The sequence below is a fragment of the Enterobacter sp. 301B genome (assembly GCF_003850715.1).
GTDB classification, from domain to species: domain Bacteria; phylum Pseudomonadota; class Gammaproteobacteria; order Enterobacterales; family Enterobacteriaceae; genus Enterobacter; species Enterobacter intestinihominis.
Map to the genome: position 1 here is coordinate 184,460 of NZ_PQTC01000002.1, position 14,797 is coordinate 199,256.

Genomic DNA, 14,797 nt, shown 5'->3' on the forward strand with positions numbered 1-14,797 from the left:
GCCACTGCCTGTCGGACGAGTAACTTACGTGAAACAAAACGCCATACAACCTGCCAACCTCGAATTCAACGCTGAGGGTACACCTGTTTCCCGAGATTTTGATGACGTCTACTTTTCTAATGATAACGGACTGGAAGAGACGCGCTATGTCTTCCTCGAAGGAAATCATCTCAGCACCCGCTTCCCTGAGCATCCGCGCAGCCTGTTTGTCGTCGCGGAGAGCGGTTTCGGCACCGGGCTGAATTTTTTGACCCTCTGGCAGGCCTTCGACCAGTTTCGCGCTGCACACCCCGAAGCTACCTTACAAAGATTACATTTCATCAGTTTTGAAAAATTTCCGCTTACCGCGCACGATCTGCGGCTTGCCCATCAGCGCTGGCCGGAGCTTGCCCACTGGGCGGAACAGCTTCAGGCCCAGTGGCCACCGGCTATCGGCGGCTGTCATCGTCTGATTCTGGACGACGGACGCGTCACGCTCGACCTGTGGCTTGGCGACATTAACGACCTGACCGATAAGCTCGATGACTCAATGCATCAGAAAGTGGACGCCTGGTTCCTGGACGGTTTTGCGCCCGCCAAAAACCCTGACATGTGGAGTCCGCACCTGTTCAGCGCAATGGCACGTCTGGCACGCCCGGGCGCGACGCTTGCCACCTTCACCTCGGCGGGCTTTGTCCGCCGTGGGTTGCAGGAGGCGGGGTTTACCATGCGGAAAACCAAAGGCTTTGGCCGCAAACGCGACATGCTGGTGGGGGTGATGGAGCAGGATCTGGCGATCCCGGCACAGGCACCCTGGTTTGCTCGCCGCCCCAGTGCGTCGCGTGAGGTCGCCATTGTGGGCGGAGGTATTGCCAGCGCCCTGCTCTCGCTGGCGCTGCTGCACCGTGGCTGGCAGGTGACGCTCTACTGCGCTGACGAGGCACCGGCGATGGGTGCATCAGGCAACCGTCAGGGCGCGCTTTATCCCTTATTAAGTTCACACGATCCCGCACTGTTCCAGTTCTTCCCGGCTGCGTTTACGTTTGCTCGTCGCCTTTACGATAGCCTGCCGGTTGCGTTCGACCACGACTGGTGCGGTGTGACGCAGTTGGGCTGGGATGAGAAGAGCCAACAGAAAATCACCCAAATGCTGTCGCTGGGGCTGCCGGAAACCATCGCACATGCAGTGACGGCTCAGCAGGTTGCTGAGACCGCTGGCGTCGACACCGGCTGCGGCGGAATTCAGTATCCACTCGGCGGCTGGCTGTGTCCGGCTGAACTGACTTCTGCGGCGATAGCCCTCGGGCAGTCGCGTGGGTTGACAGTGCATTATGCCCACAAGGTTGAATCGCTTAGTCGCACAGCGCACTGGGAACTGCGTTTTGCTGACGGCAAAGCGTCGCAGCATGCCAGCGTTGTACTGGCCAACGGACATCACATAACTCAGTTTACGCAGACAGCGTCATTGCCGGTTTATCCAGTCGGCGGCCAGGTGAGCCATATCCCGACCGCGCCCGAACTGAGCAAACTGCGTCAGGTGCTGTGTTACGACGGCTACGCGACGCCGCAAAATCCGTCCAACGGCCATCACTGCATCGGTGCCAGCTATCATCGCGGTGAAACAGATATGCAGTACAGCGAAGCGGATCAGCAGCAAAACCGCCAGCGCCTGCTCGACTGTTTCCCGAATGCGTCGTGGGCGAAAGAGGTTGATGTCAGTGAGGGTCAGGCGCGCTGCGGCGTACGCTGCGCGACCCGCGATCACCTGCCGATGGCGGGAAACGTGCCGGACTATGACGCCACGCTTGAAGTCTATCAGGATCTTGCAGACAACAAAGAAACGGCGGTAAGTGCGCCCGTTTATCCGGAACTGTTTATGTTGGGTGGCTTAGGCTCGCGGGGATTATGCTCCGCGCCATTGCTGGCTGAAGTGCTAGCCGCGCAAATGAGCGATGAGCCGGTTCCGCTGGACAGGGTTACGCTCGCGGGGCTTAATCCGAACCGACTGTGGGTGCGGAAATTGCTGAAGGGGAAAAGGGTTAAGTAGGGTGCGGTCTGGTGTCCTCACCCTGGCCCTCTCCCCAAAAGGGAGAGGGAAGAGAAGGCGGCAACTTAGCGTTTAGCCTGCTGGAACAAATTGTCCCACATGCCCAGCACTAAAGACTGGTCGCGTGGAGACAGTTCCCCGGCCAGAATGGCTTTTTCAAGGCTGCGAGTAACTTCCGCGTGAACGGCGTCGGCAGAGTGATCGTCCCCTGCTTCCAGCGCGGCTACCGCCAGCGTCAGGTGACCACGCAGATAACCGCTGGCGAACAGCTCATCATCGCTGGCGTGTTCCACCATGTCATCAATTAACGCCAGAATGCGTGATTCAAATTCTGCGATCATCTTCTTTCCTCTGTTATAAATCTTCCGGCCACGGGAAGCATTCCGCCGTGATCTCCGGCGTATGGTAATAATTTTGTAAAGCCTCGATCAGGCGTGCCGGACGTTCCGGGATGCCTTTCTCAAGATATTCCATCACCTGCGCATGCACGCGGCGCTGGAAGACGATACGGTCTGGCTCGAAGTCGCCTTCAAGGTTGTCACAGCTGACGTTGAACGGGAAACCCGCCGCCACGCAGAACAGCCACTCCAGCGCCTGCGGTTTCACCTCCACATCTTCGAACTGCCCCTGGGTGGCGGCGTCGCGCCCGTCCGGGCAGTACCAGTAACCAAAGTCCACCAGCTCGCGACGCGCTTTCCCCGCGATGCACCAGTGCGAAATCTCGTGCAAACCGCTGGCGTAAAAGCCGTGGGCAAAGACGATGCGGTTGTATGAAACCTGGTCATCAGCAGGAAGATAGATCGGTTCGTCGTCGCCTTTAATCAGACGGGTATTAAAATCATCAGCAAAACAGCTGTCGAAGATCTCAATCAGCTGTTCGTAGTTATGCGTACTGTTCATTAGTTCATCCCCAACCAGGTGAGGATCTCCTGTCCATGGCTGTCATAAAGAAGTTTGGCGCTCATCACCGCCGAGACGACAACAATCATCGGGCGGATCAGCTTTTGCCCTTTGCTTAATACCAGACGCGAGCCTGCGCGCGCGCCCAAAAACTGCCCCGCCATCATCACAAATCCGGTAGCCCAGATAACCTTGCCGCCAATGATAAACAGCAGCAGACCGCCAACGTTGGAGGTTGCGTTGAGGACTTTGGCGTGGGCGGTGGATTTGGCGAGGTTGAACCCGGCCAGCGTCACGAATGCCAGCGCGTAAAACGAGCCTGCTCCCGGACCAAAGAAGCCGTCGTAAAAACCGACGCAGCCACCGGCAATCAGCGCAAACGGCAGGCCGTGCAGTCGCCGCGCCCGGTCTTCCTCGCCGAGCTTTGGCATCAGTAAGAAATAGAGGCCAATACAGATAACCAGAATCGGCAGGATCTGGCGCAGAATGTCGGACTGTACGTGCTGGACCAGCAGCGCGCCCGCCGTCGAGCCAATAAACGTCATCAGGATATTGAGCTTCTGATCGGCGAGATTCACCACTTTGCGCCGAACAAAGTAGAGCGATGAGGAGAGCGAACCGCCGCATGCCTGGAGTTTGTTGGTGGCAAGCGCCTGGGCAGGGCTCATGCCTGCCGCCAGCAGCGCCGGAACGGTGAGCAACCCGCCACCGCCCGCCAGGGCATCGATAAATCCGGCTAACATCGCAACAAAAAAGAGCACCGCCAGCAGCAGCGGTGACACCATAAACAGATCGACGAAATTATCCATTAAAGTACATGCTCATCCAGTAGCGCCTGGCAGGAAGGCGGCAACGGAGGCGGTGTCTTCTTCTCAGGCTTAGAGGTTCCAGGCTTGGCCGGTTCAAACCAGCTTTGCAGTTCGTAACCGCAACCATCGCCAGGCGGTGGCAGCGGCTGATCTTCACATTCCAGGCTGTTCGCCGGGCAGCGCAGGCGAACATGCATATGCGCCCGGTGCTGGAACCACGGGCGCACTTTACGCAGCCAGTCGCGATCCGTTCCCGCATCCAGGCAAAGCTGCTGCTTGATGGCCGGGTTAACAAAGATCCGTGTGACGTCGTTATCCTCTGCCGCCAGCTTAATCATGCTGGAAATTTCCGGCGACCAGCGCGAGGTTACGACCCGTTTACCGTCGGCCGAGACCAGATCCAGCGCCTGCGGTTTCAGCAGCTGCGCTGAGCTCCAGCGCGTTTTCGGCAGTTGCAGGAAGATGTCCACATCCAGTCCGGTCTGGTGGCTGGCGTGACCGCCGTTGAAGCGACCACCTGCAGGCATCCCCATATCGCCAATCAGCATCGTCCCCAGCCCCAGGTTATGCACCTGGTTGCCAAGACGCTGAATAAACAGTACCAGGTCAGGATGGCCGAAGTAACGGCGCTGGTCGGTGCGCATCACCTGATAGGTGTCCGACTGCAGCGGAAGTTCCTGCGCGCCGACGATACACCCGTTGGAGAAAGCGCCAATGGACTGCGCGCTTCCCGCTACCGGGTGGGTGATTTTCTGCCACGGCGTGGCGGCCAGGCTTGCTCCACTGGCCAGCAGCGCCAGCAGAGCGATTGCGGTTTTTTTCATAGTTACCAGCGTGGAATGGTGGTCGTCACATCCGCATTCTGCGCGCGCTGGCGCAGGAAGTGATCCATCAGCACGATCGCCAGCATCGCTTCTGCGATCGGTACCGCGCGGATCCCCACGCATGGATCGTGCCGTCCTTTGGTGATCATCTCTACTTCATCGCCTGAGCGGTTAATCGTGTGGCCCGGCACGGTAATGCTGGACGTTGGCTTCAGCGCGATATTGGCAATAATTTGCTGCCCGCTGCTGATGCCGCCCAGAATGCCGCCCGCATGGTTGCTCTGGAAACCCGCCTTCGTGATTTCGTCGCGGTTCTGGCTGCCGCGAAGCTTAACCACGTCAAAACCGTCGCCGATTTCAACGCCTTTCACCGCGTTGATGCTCATCAGCGCGTGGCCGATGTCAGCGTCGAGGCGGTCAAATACCGGCTCGCCCCAGCCAGCCGGCACACCGTCGGCCACCACGGTGACTTTCGCACCAATGGAGTCGCCCTCTTTTTTCAGGCCACGCATCAGCTCGTCCAGCGCGTCCAGCTTGTCGGCATCGGCGCAGAAGAACGGGTTAAGTTCTACCTGATCCCAGTCTTTGATTGCCAGCGGAATGTCGCCCATCTGGGTCAGACAGCCGCGGATAACGATGCCGAATTTCTGCTGGAGATATTTTTTGGCAATCGCACCTGCCGCCACGCGCATCGCGGTTTCACGCGCGGAAGAACGTCCGCCGCCGCGATAGTCGCGAAAGCCATATTTTTGTTCGTAGGTATAGTCGGCGTGGCCCGGACGGAAGACGTCTTTAATCGCGCCGTAGTCCTGGGAGCGCTGATCGGTGTTTTCAATCAGCAGACCAATGCTGGTCCCGGTGGTACGGCCTTCAAAAACGCCGGAGAGAATTTTGACCTGGTCCGGCTCGCGACGCTGCGTGGTGTAGCGAGAGGTACCCGGACGACGACGGTCAAGGTCATGCTGTAAATCGGCTTCGGTCAGTTCGATGCCTGGCGGGACGCCATCAACGATACAACCCAGTGCCAGACCGTGCGACTCGCCAAAGGTGGTCACACGGAATACCTGTCCAATACTGTTTCCTGCCATCACGGCTCCGATGTTGTTGTTTGTGTTTGAGCGTTGTGAAACGGGCCGAAGCCCGCTGGATTAATCTTTGTAAATGCTGAAGTATTCGCGTGCATCAAGCAGTTGCGTTTTGGTCAGCATAAAGACGCCGTCACCGCCGTTGTCGAACTCAAGCCAGGTGAACGGCACATCCGGGTACTGCTCTATCAGATGTACCATGCTGTTACCCACTTCACAAATCAGAACGCCATCGTCGGTCAGATAATCCGGCGCGCAGGCCAGGATGCGGCGGGTCAGCTTCAGCCCGTCAGAGCCTGACGCCAGGCCCAGCTCCGGCTCGTGACGGTACTCGTTCGGCAGATCGGACATGTCTTCGGCATCCACGTACGGTGGATTGGTGACGATCAGGTCGTATTGCAGCGTCGGCAGGTCGCGGAACAGGTCAGAGCGGATAGGCGTGACGTGATGGATCAGGCCGTGCTCTTCAATGTTATGTTCGGTGACGGCCAGCGCGTCGGTGGAGATATCGACGGCGTCCACTTCCGCTTCCGGGAAGGCGTACGCGCAGGCAATCGCGATGCAGCCGCTGCCGGTGCACATATCAAGTATGTGCTGCGGCTGATGGTTAATCAGGCCGTCAAAGTGGTTGTTGATCAGCTCGCCAATCGGCGAACGTGGCACCAGCACACGCTCATCAACATAGAACTCATGGCCGCAGAACCAGGCTTTGTTGGTCAGGTAAGCCACCGGAATACGCTCGTTCACGCGACGGATCACGCGCTCAACGATGCGGTGTTTTTCACTGGAGGTCAGGCGCGCGGTGCGCATGTCTTCCGGAATATCCAGCGGCAGGTAGAGTGACGGCAGCACCAGCTGGACGGCCTCATCCCACGGGTTATCGGTGCCGTGTCCGTACCAGATATTGGCGGCGCTGAAGCGGCTAACCGACCAGCGCAACATGTCCTGTATGGTATGCAGCTCGTTTACTGCTTCATCGACAAAAATTTTATCCACTCTTTCCTCCAGGGCATGCTCGCATAATTTTCGGCGGCTAGTTTGCCATGAAGACGGCGATAAATCAGCAATGACGCGTGTCGCTTGAGGTTAAAAAATGCGTTTAGTCGGGTACACTATCGGAAATACGAGATGAGAATGACGAATGAAAAAGAAAACATCGCTCAGCGAGGAGGATCAGGCTCTCTTCCGTCAGCTGATGACCGGGACGCGTAAAATCACGCACGACACCATTGTCCATCGCCCGCAGCGTAAAAAAATCAGCGAGGTTCCGGTCAAACGGTTGCTTCAGGAGCAGGCCGATAACAGCCACTATTTTTCAGATGAGTTTCAGCCGCTGCTAAATACGCAGGGCGCGGTGAAATACGTGCGCGAAGACGTCAGCCATTTTGAACTGAAAAAATTACGCCGGGGAGATTACTCGCCGGAGCTGTTCCTCGATCTGCATGGGTTGACCCAGATGCAGGCGAAGCAGGAGCTGGGGGCGTTGATCGCGGCGTGCCGACGCGAGCATGTTTTTTGCGCCTGCGTGATGCACGGTCACGGCAAACATATTCTCAAACAACAGACGCCGCTGTGGCTGGCTCAGCATCCACACGTGATGGCTTTTCATCAGGCACCGAAAGAGTACGGCGGAGATGCCGCATTGCTGGTATTGATTGAGGTGGAGGAGTGGCAGCCGCCAGAGTTGCCCTGACAGGATGGCGGGAGGCACGCGGCACCCCGCCATATCGCACGTCACGTCAGATGGCTTTAGCCATCTTCAGGTTGCATGGACTCATTTGCCAGTTAAAGACCCCTTTGCCGGTTTCGTCGAGGGTGACGTTGGCAATGGCGGACGTTGTGAACATTGGTGGCGTTTCGCCCGGGCACAGCTCAGATACCAGATAGCCGACCAGCGGCAGGTGGGAAATGACCAGTGCGGAAGCGACACCTTCGTCGCACAGCGCCTGAAGGTAAGCACTGACAAGGCCAACATCGCCACACGGCGTGAGTTCAGGGAGAACATCCACACTGGATGGCAGGTTCATACACTCCCCTACCACATCCAGCGTCTGTTCTGCCCGCAGGAACGGACTCACCAGAACGCGTTCAATGTCCACTTTTTGACCTTTAAGCCATGTCGCCATCTGACGGGATTCGTCGCAGCCACAGACGGTTAAAGGACGTACTGAGTCACTGGCGGCATCGAGTGCCGCGTCGCCGTGACGCATGATAAAAACTTGCATATTGCACCGCTTTTGTTAACCAGAATCACCGGCGTTAACTACCCGCGATTAATGCTCTGAGGTAGAAAACCCGATGGCCGGGCATTGTGCCTGATCCATTCGGTGAATGAAACGCTGTTTTTTACCTCAATGGCGTAAGTATAGTCAATCTCTGTTTACAATTTCGCCAGAACAGGTTCCATCACCTCAGGATTTACCCTTCTTTGACTTCAGTTTACGCAATCAGTTTCCCTTGCGGGCCAGAATGTCTGACCCCGTTCCGCCATCTGCAATAACTCGTCACAAGGTGTAAACCGTGGACCGTATTGCGAGGCCAGACGTTGCAGGATCGCAACCACTTCACCCGCCCCGAGGGTATCCATATACCGGAACGGGCCGCCAAGGAATGGCGGAAAACCGATACCAAACACGGCACCGATGTCGCCGTCGCGCGCGCTTTTGATCACCTGCTCACCAAAGCAGCGCGCCGCTTCATTGAGCATCATCATCACGCAGCGCTCAGCACACTGAACCGCCGACAGTTTTCCCTGACCCGTAACAGGAATAAGCGCATAAACCGAAGGGTCGACCTGTTTCTTGCTTTTACGCCCTTTCGCGGCGTAAAGATAGAAACCGCGTTCATTTTTTCTGCCTTTGCGATCGTCCTTCAAAATTGCGGAAACAAAGTTTGCAGGCGGCGCAAAACGATCGCCATAAGCCGCTTCCAGCACAGGGATAATTTTAGTCCCCGTATCAATTCCTACCTCATCCAAAAGTTGGATTGGGCCGACGGGGAAACCAAACTTCACCAGGGCGTCATCGACGTGCTCAATTTTCTCCCCTTCCGTCAGCAACCGCATCGCTTCGTTAATATATGGTGCCAGAATGCGGTTGACGTAGAAGCCGGCTTTGTCCGCGATCACAACAGGAGTTTTGCCCTGTTTTTTCGCCAGCTTCACCACGGTGGCAATAGTTTGCGGGCTGGTTGTGGCATGAGGGATAACCTCCACCAGCGGCATTTTTTCGACAGGACTGAAATAGTGCAGCCCTATCACCTGCTCCGGGCGCATGGCTTTCGCCGCGATGTCGCCGATCGGCAAAGACGAGGTGTTTGACGCGAAAATGGTGTGCGGCGCGCAATGCTGTTCAACGTCCGCTACCATCTGCTGCTTAAGGGCCAGATCTTCGAACACGGCTTCAATCACCAGATCGCGGTGTGCAAACCCACTGTAGTCGGTGGCGCCAGTGATCATCGCGAGGGTTTTATCGCGATCGCTGGCCTTGATATGGCGGCGTTTCACTTTGCGATCAAGGTTCTGCCAGCTGTACTGCAACGCGTGGTTGATGCCCTTAGGATTGATATCTTTGATACGTACGGGCAATTTGCCTTTGCTGGCGGTGACAAACGCGATGCCGCCGCCCATCAGCCCACCACCCAGAACCCCAACGGCGCGCAGCGGAGCCGGTTCAGCTTCACTGCCCGGATCTTTTTTAACCTCCGTGCTGGCAAAGAAAATGCCGCGCAACGCCTGCGACTGCGGCGTCATCGCCAGCTCGCCAAACGCTTTCGCTTCCGCGGCATAACCGCTGCTGCTGCCCTGCGATAAACCGGTTTCAATCACCTTCAGAATGCGCGTCGCTGCCGGATAGTTCCCTCTGGTTTTTTGCTCGGTTTTTTTACCCACCATATTAAACAGCAGCGTGCGCCCCAGCGGCCCGGCGAGGATACGCTCACGCACCGGCAGGGGGCGTTTCGCCTGACGACCTTTCAGCGCCCGCTCAACGGCAGCCTCAAGCAAGATTGCGTGCGGAACGACCTCATCAACCAGACCCGCCTTTAACGCCTGACGGGCGCGCAGCTGTTTACCGGTTAAAATCATCTCCAGCGCAGTACTGACGCCCACCAGCCGCGGCAAGCGCTGCGTGCCACCTGAACCGGGCAGCAATCCAAGCTGTACTTCAGGCAGTCCGAGTACGGTTTTCGCATCGTCGGTACAAATGCGATTGTGGCAGGCCAGCGCCAGCTCAAGCCCGCCGCCCAGGCAAGCCCCGTGGATCGCAGCGACAACGGGTATCGACAGCGCATGGATCTCCGCCATCACCTGCTGCCCCTGACGCGCCAGATCTTCTGCTTCCTGAGCGCTTGTCGCCCGGGCAATCATGTTGATATCGGCCCCGGCAATAAAGTTATCCGGCTTTGCCGAGATAAATACCAGGCCACGTATCGCTTTGTTTTCGCGGATCTGTCTGAGCATCGCACGCACCTGAACGCCGAACTCCGCCTTCAGGGTATTCATTTTTTCGTCGGGCACATCAATGGTGATAACGGCCACGTTATCAAGGCGAACAGCAAGGTTAAATGCAGATGTCGTTTCCATTATTCAGCCTCCAGAACCATTGCTGCGCCCAGGCCGCCCGCCGCACAGGCGGTAACGAGACCAAAGCCGCCGCCACGGCGACGCAGTTCGTGCAACGTCTGGGTGATCATTCTCGCCCCGGTCGCTGCAAACGGATGACCGTAAGCAATGGAGCCACCCAGCACATTGAATTTACTTTGATCCACTTCGCCTGTGGCATGTGCGCGGCCCAGCACGTCGCGGGCAAAACGTTCGCTCGCCATAAGCTGCACGTTTGCCAGCGTTTGTGCGGCAAAGGCTTCGTGCATATCAATTAACGTGAGATCGGAGAGCGTTAGCCCCGCGCGCTCCAGCGCCAGCGGCGTGGACCAGGCCGGTCCGAGCAGCATGTCCTGCCAGACATCGATGGCGGTAAAGGCATAGCTGCGCAAATAGCCCAGCGGTGTAATACCCAGCTCTTTCGCCCGGGATTCCGTCATCAGGATCACGGCGGCGGCACCGTCCGTCAGCGGCGTACTGTTGGCCGCCGTAACGGTGCCATGTTTACGGTCAAAGGCCGGGCGCAGTTTTGCGTAATCTGCCAGGGTTGAGGTGCCGCGAATGTTGTTATCTTCCGCGAGCGGTTCCCGGTAAGGCGGTACATAGGCGGTCATCACTTCGTTGGTCAGTTTGCCCTCCGACCAGGCTTTCGCTGCCAGCTGATGCGAGCGATGCGCCAGCGCATCCTGCTGTTCGCGGGTAATACCATAGGTTTTTGCCATCTGCTCGGCTGTATCGCCCATGCGCAGGCCGGTGGAGTATTCAGCAACGGCAGGTGGCACAGGCATGAGGTCGCGCAGGCGTAAACGCGAGAAGAGTTTAAGCTTTGCACCGGTAGTGCGAGCTTTGTTGGCATCCACGAGGATGCGGGCCAGCTGTTTGCTGACGCCGATGGGCAGCACGGAGGAGGAATCAGCGCCGCCGGCAATTCCCGCGCGAATGGTCCCCGCCATCAGGCTTTCCGCCACGTTCGCCACCGCCTGGAAACTGGTAGCGCAGGCGCGGCTGACGCTGTAGGCGTCGGTATGAACATTCATGCCGGTACCCAGCACGATTTCACGCGCGATATTGGGTGCTTCCGGCATCTGCACCACCTGGCCGAAAACCAGTTGCTCAATAACCTCTGGCGGGATCTCGCTGCGAGCCAGCATCTCCCCCACCACCATTTTTCCCAGATCGACAGCCGGTATACCGTGAAACGCGGTTGCCTGACGTGCAAACGGCGTACGTAACCCGCTGACAATGGCGATGCGGTCACCGTGTCGGGTGATAAGCGGTAATGCCTGACTCATAACACTCCCCTGTAAAAAAATTTTGCGCGCACGTTAAGTGGTCTGACCTGATAATAGTCTTAACTATTTTTTTACATTGAGCCAATCGGGCAAGCGAAAAATTGCGAGCTAAGGCACAGAGAAGAAAAAGAAAATGCCCAGGGTAAAAGCAAAACGGTAACCCGTGGGTTACCGTTTTTAGTGTTTGCGCCCTCTCCCGTGGGAGAGGGTTGGGGTGAGGGCACCAGACCGCAGGAATTAACGCAGGCCCAGCTGGAAGATCAGCGTTTCTGCCTCGCAGGCGAACACAAAGTCGATATCCAGCTGTACGCCGCCTTCCACTTCCGTGAAGGTAGATTTGATTTCACATGGATCGGATTCGACTTCACGCGCACGCTTGCTCAGCGCGGCCAGCGTCTCTTCCGCTTCAGCGCGGTTAGGGAATACGCGGCTGTAAGAGGCGGTGCAATCGGTGTTGTCCATAATGGTGCCAACATCCATACAGCAGCAAACCGGGGTTTCATCAGCACTGCATTTACTCATAGCTCAATTTCCTCTGTATTCGCGCAGCGCGCGAGATAAACACGATGCGACTATTTTACGCCCCCGGACGAGCCCCCTCCAGCCGTTAATGGCGCAAAACCGGATAAGTGAGCAATATCACACTAAAAAATGATCTAAAACAAAATTCACCTTTTCGGATGAATCGTACTGGTCACAATTTTGCCAACCAGATCTCGTTTCATGAAACATGTTTGAAAATATTAATAAACAAACTTGCAACATCCCAGCTGGTCAGACCTATACTCTCGCCACTGGTCTGATTTGTATGTCATACCTCAGACCCTACACTTCGCGCTCCTGTTACGGTATGTAACAATTATTGAATAAAAATAACTCAATGAGGTTATGGTCATGAGCCAGAAAACCCTGTTCAAACAAACTGCTTTAGCAGTTGCAGTGGCAATCGTCTCAACGTCCGCCTGGTCAGCGGGCTTCCAGTTAAACGAATTTTCTTCCTCTGGCCTTGGCCGTGCGTATTCCGGGGAAGGTGCGATTGCCGATGACGCAGGCAACGCAAGCCGTAACCCGGCGCTTATCATGATGTTTGATCGCCCTACCTTCTCTGCCGGTGCGGTTTACATCGATCCTGATGTCAACATTTCTGGCAAATCTCAGTATACCGGCGCAGATCTGAAGGCGGATAACATTGCACCAACGGCGTGGGTGCCTAACCTGCACTTTGTTGCGCCAATCAATGAACAGTTTGGTTGGGGTGCCTCTGTCACCTCTAACTATGGCCTGGCAACGGAGTTCAATAACAACTACCCGGCCGGGGAATACGGCGGTAAAACCGACCTGACGACCCTGAACCTTAACCTGAGCGGCGCATATCGTCTGAACGATAACTGGAGCTTTGGTCTGGGCTTTGATGCTGTCTACGCTGATGCAAAAATCGAGCGTTATTCCGGGGAGCAAACTGCTGCGCTGCCGAAAAACAGCAATAAAATTGCCAGCCTGAAAGGTGACGAGTGGGGTTACGGCTGGAACGCCGGTATCCTGTATGAACTGGATAAAAACAACCGCTGGGGTCTGACCTACCGCTCAGAAGTGAAGATTGACTTCGATGGCGATTACAAAAGCGGCATCCTGAGCCCAGTCAACGGTATGGTACCGGGTGCAGGCACCACCATTCCATGGGGTACCTCGAATCAAACCGTACCGGGTTCACTGTCACTGCATCTGCCAGAAATGTGGGAAGTGTCAGGTTATAACCGCGTTGCGCCGCAGTGGGCTATTCACTACAGCCTCGCGTATACCAGCTGGAGCCAGTTCCAGGAGCTGAAAGCCACCGGCAGCAACGGCCAGACGCTGTTCTATAAAGACGAAAGCTTCCACGATGCTTACCGTATCGCACTTGGTACGACCTATTATATGGATGACAACTGGACGTTCCGTACCGGCGTGGCATTTGATGACAGCCCGGTACCGGCAGATAAGCGTTCTATCTCCATTCCGGATCAGGACCGTTTCTGGGTAAGTGCGGGGGCAACCTACGCGTTCAACGAGAATGCCTCTATCGACGCGGGCGTGTCGTACATGCATGGACAGAAAGTGACCTTCCAGGAAGGCCCTTACGAGTTTACCTCTGAAGGTAAAGCCTGGCTGTTTGGTACCAACTTCAACTACGCGTTCTAATCCCAACACGATTAAAAAAGGTGAGCATCGCTCACCTTTTTTATTTATTCCGAATCGATATCTTTTAATTCGTTCTCGATGGCTTTCGCGTTCGGATTATCTTCCGGCTTCAGCTTACCGCCGTTGGCAATAAAGTCATGGTTCTGGAAATAGGCCTCGCGGACCATGATGTACGGATCGGAAGACTGACGCAGCAGACCGTCAGAGTCCAGCAGTTGCGCACGCGTTTCAATCCCTTCCACGGTCCATTTACCAATCGACAGCGGCCAGGTGAGCCATGACAGCACCGGATACAGCGTATCCACCATGTCGCCGCCATCATCACGCACGGTAAAGCTGCCGTAGAATGGCAGGTGCACATACGGCCCATAACCTACGCCATAATGCCCCAGTGTACTGCCGAAACGATGCGGCTGTTCACGCTGTAATTTCGGGTTCGCCATGCCTGCGACATCTATTAAGCCGCCCATACCCAGCAGAGAGTTCAGGAAGAAACGGGTGAAATGCACCATCCCCTGATACGGGTCGCCCTGGAGGAAGTAGTTCACCATCACCGCTGGCTCTTCCAGGTTACTGGTAAAGTTGCTCAGCCCGTTACGCGCTGGCTGCGGAACGTAGTCACGCCATGCCACGGCAACCGGACGAACCAGATATGGATCCAGCACATTATAGTTAAAGTTGTACATTGAACGGTTAAATCCTTCGAGAGGATCGGAGCGTCCCGTTTGCTCGCCAGAGCTGGCGCAGCCCACAAGCATCGTTACGCCCAGCGCAAGCGCCGACAGCCGAAGCTTCATATATTTCTCCCTGTTCAATATGGCTATCGTTGAATGCCATCTGTGACGGAGCCTATGAGGCTCCGCCTGAAACGTGCAAGTGATTGTAACAGCACGCTTACCGATGTCTACGAGGACAATGACGACCCGCTCGCGTCATCACGCTAATTTCAGCATAGCCTGTCTTTAAGAATTCGTTTCGCTGGCAATTTTATATTGGCTTTGAAAGAGATGTCTCACCTTTATTGCCATTTTCAGCAATTTAAGAGCTTCCCCACGGGCAAGGCGCCAAAAGCCGCTACGCTTA

General features: G+C 56.2%; 14 protein-coding genes. 3 read left to right on the forward strand and 11 right to left on the reverse strand.

Translation table 11 applies throughout. From position 1 onward, the window contains the following. The first annotated feature begins 28 nt into the window (after positions 1-28). Positions 29-2,026, forward strand: a complete 1,998-nt coding sequence (mnmC, locus tag C3451_RS03225; RefSeq protein ID WP_045621151.1) for a bifunctional tRNA (5-methylaminomethyl-2-thiouridine)(34)-methyltransferase MnmD/FAD-dependent 5-carboxymethylaminomethyl-2-thiouridine(34) oxidoreductase MnmC — start codon at positions 29-31, stop codon at positions 2,024-2,026. A gap of 65 nt (positions 2,027-2,091) precedes the next feature. Here the strand turns inward: mnmC and C3451_RS03230 are convergent, their stop codons facing one another. The 6 genes from C3451_RS03230 to prmB are packed head-to-tail and all read right to left on the reverse strand — an operon-like array spanning position 2,092 to position 6,640. Then, a complete protein-coding gene (locus tag C3451_RS03230; RefSeq protein ID WP_022648861.1) occupies positions 2,092-2,367 on the reverse strand; it encodes a YfcL family protein in 276 nt (91 codons plus the stop codon). A gap of 13 nt (positions 2,368-2,380) precedes the next feature. Further along, entirely contained in the window at positions 2,381-2,926 is a 546-nt protein-coding gene (locus C3451_RS03235) for an elongation factor P hydroxylase (protein ID WP_045621153.1), read from the reverse strand. Then, positions 2,926-3,735, reverse strand: a complete 810-nt coding sequence (locus C3451_RS03240; protein ID WP_022648863.1) for a sulfite exporter TauE/SafE family protein — start codon at positions 3,733-3,735, stop codon at positions 2,926-2,928. The genes C3451_RS03235 and C3451_RS03240 overlap by 1 nt, the downstream gene beginning before the upstream one ends. Further along, a complete protein-coding gene (mepA, locus tag C3451_RS03245) occupies positions 3,735-4,559 on the reverse strand; it encodes a penicillin-insensitive murein endopeptidase (protein WP_045621155.1) in 825 nt (274 codons plus the stop codon). Before mepA ends, C3451_RS03240 begins: the two co-directional genes overlap by 1 nt. Before the next feature lie 2 nt (positions 4,560-4,561). Then, a complete protein-coding gene (gene aroC, locus C3451_RS03250; RefSeq protein WP_045621156.1) occupies positions 4,562-5,647 on the reverse strand; it encodes a chorismate synthase in 1,086 nt (361 codons plus the stop codon). Positions 5,648-5,707: 60 nt separating this feature from the next. Beyond that, a complete protein-coding gene (gene prmB, locus C3451_RS03255; RefSeq protein ID WP_022648865.1) occupies positions 5,708-6,640 on the reverse strand; it encodes a 50S ribosomal protein L3 N(5)-glutamine methyltransferase in 933 nt (310 codons plus the stop codon). A 145-nt stretch (positions 6,641-6,785) separates the two neighbouring features. On the opposite strand from prmB, the gene smrB reads away from it, so the two are divergent. Further along, positions 6,786-7,337: an endonuclease SmrB gene (smrB, locus tag C3451_RS03260; RefSeq protein WP_022648866.1), complete on the forward strand. Its 552-nt coding sequence runs from the start codon at positions 6,786-6,788 to the stop codon at positions 7,335-7,337. A gap of 46 nt (positions 7,338-7,383) precedes the next feature. Here the strand turns inward: smrB and sixA are convergent, their stop codons facing one another. The 4 genes from sixA to C3451_RS03280 form a co-directional block, all read right to left on the reverse strand. Then, positions 7,384-7,869 carry a phosphohistidine phosphatase SixA gene (gene sixA / locus C3451_RS03265; protein ID WP_045621158.1) on the reverse strand — a complete coding sequence of 162 codons (486 nt, stop codon included), beginning with the start codon at positions 7,867-7,869 and terminating at the stop codon, positions 7,384-7,386. A 209-nt stretch (positions 7,870-8,078) separates the two neighbouring features. Next, positions 8,079-10,226 carry a fatty acid oxidation complex subunit alpha FadJ gene (gene fadJ, locus C3451_RS03270; RefSeq protein ID WP_022648867.1) on the reverse strand — a complete coding sequence of 716 codons (2,148 nt, stop codon included), beginning with the start codon at positions 10,224-10,226 and terminating at the stop codon, positions 8,079-8,081. Then, entirely contained in the window at positions 10,226-11,536 is a 1,311-nt protein-coding gene (fadI, locus tag C3451_RS03275) for an acetyl-CoA C-acyltransferase FadI (protein WP_023300649.1), read from the reverse strand. The genes fadJ and fadI overlap by 1 nt, the downstream gene beginning before the upstream one ends. Before the next feature lie 237 nt (positions 11,537-11,773). After that, positions 11,774-12,058, reverse strand: a complete 285-nt coding sequence (locus C3451_RS03280) for a YfcZ/YiiS family protein (protein WP_022648869.1) — start codon at positions 12,056-12,058, stop codon at positions 11,774-11,776. Positions 12,059-12,430: 372 nt separating this feature from the next. On the opposite strand from C3451_RS03280, the gene fadL reads away from it, so the two are divergent. Then, positions 12,431-13,714 (forward strand): long-chain fatty acid transporter FadL, encoded by a 1,284-nt coding sequence (gene fadL / locus C3451_RS03285; protein ID WP_022648870.1) that lies wholly within the window; start codon positions 12,431-12,433, stop codon positions 13,712-13,714. 44 nt (positions 13,715-13,758) lie between these two features. Here the strand turns inward: fadL and mlaA are convergent, their stop codons facing one another. After that, complete coding sequence (gene mlaA, locus C3451_RS03290; protein WP_022648871.1) at positions 13,759-14,511, reverse strand: phospholipid-binding lipoprotein MlaA; 753 nt, start codon at positions 14,509-14,511, stop codon at positions 13,759-13,761. Between the last annotated feature and the right edge of the window lie 286 nt (positions 14,512-14,797).

What these genes read in the sequence shown, in the direction of transcription:
- fadJ (WP_022648867.1), bottom strand. Translation starts at nt 10,226, where the DNA reads ATGGAAACGACATCTGCATTTAACCTTGCTGTTCGCCTTGATAACGTG.
- fadI (WP_023300649.1), bottom strand. Translation starts at nt 11,536, where the DNA reads ATGAGTCAGGCATTACCGCTTATCACCCGACACGGTGACCGCATCGCC.
- smrB (WP_022648866.1), top strand. Translation starts at nt 6,786, where the DNA reads ATGAAAAAGAAAACATCGCTCAGCGAGGAGGATCAGGCTCTCTTCCGT.
- aroC (WP_045621156.1), bottom strand. Translation starts at nt 5,647, where the DNA reads ATGGCAGGAAACAGTATTGGACAGGTATTCCGTGTGACCACCTTTGGC.
- sixA (WP_045621158.1), bottom strand. Translation starts at nt 7,869, where the DNA reads ATGCAAGTTTTTATCATGCGTCACGGCGACGCGGCACTCGATGCCGCC.
- C3451_RS03230 (WP_022648861.1), bottom strand. Translation starts at nt 2,367, where the DNA reads ATGATCGCAGAATTTGAATCACGCATTCTGGCGTTAATTGATGACATG.
- C3451_RS03240 (WP_022648863.1), bottom strand. Translation starts at nt 3,735, where the DNA reads ATGGATAATTTCGTCGATCTGTTTATGGTGTCACCGCTGCTGCTGGCG.
- fadL (WP_022648870.1), top strand. Translation starts at nt 12,431, where the DNA reads ATGAGCCAGAAAACCCTGTTCAAACAAACTGCTTTAGCAGTTGCAGTG.
- C3451_RS03235 (WP_045621153.1), bottom strand. Translation starts at nt 2,926, where the DNA reads ATGAACAGTACGCATAACTACGAACAGCTGATTGAGATCTTCGACAGC.
- C3451_RS03280 (WP_022648869.1), bottom strand. Translation starts at nt 12,058, where the DNA reads ATGAGTAAATGCAGTGCTGATGAAACCCCGGTTTGCTGCTGTATGGAT.
- mlaA (WP_022648871.1), bottom strand. Translation starts at nt 14,511, where the DNA reads ATGAAGCTTCGGCTGTCGGCGCTTGCGCTGGGCGTAACGATGCTTGTG.
- mepA (WP_045621155.1), bottom strand. Translation starts at nt 4,559, where the DNA reads ATGAAAAAAACCGCAATCGCTCTGCTGGCGCTGCTGGCCAGTGGAGCA.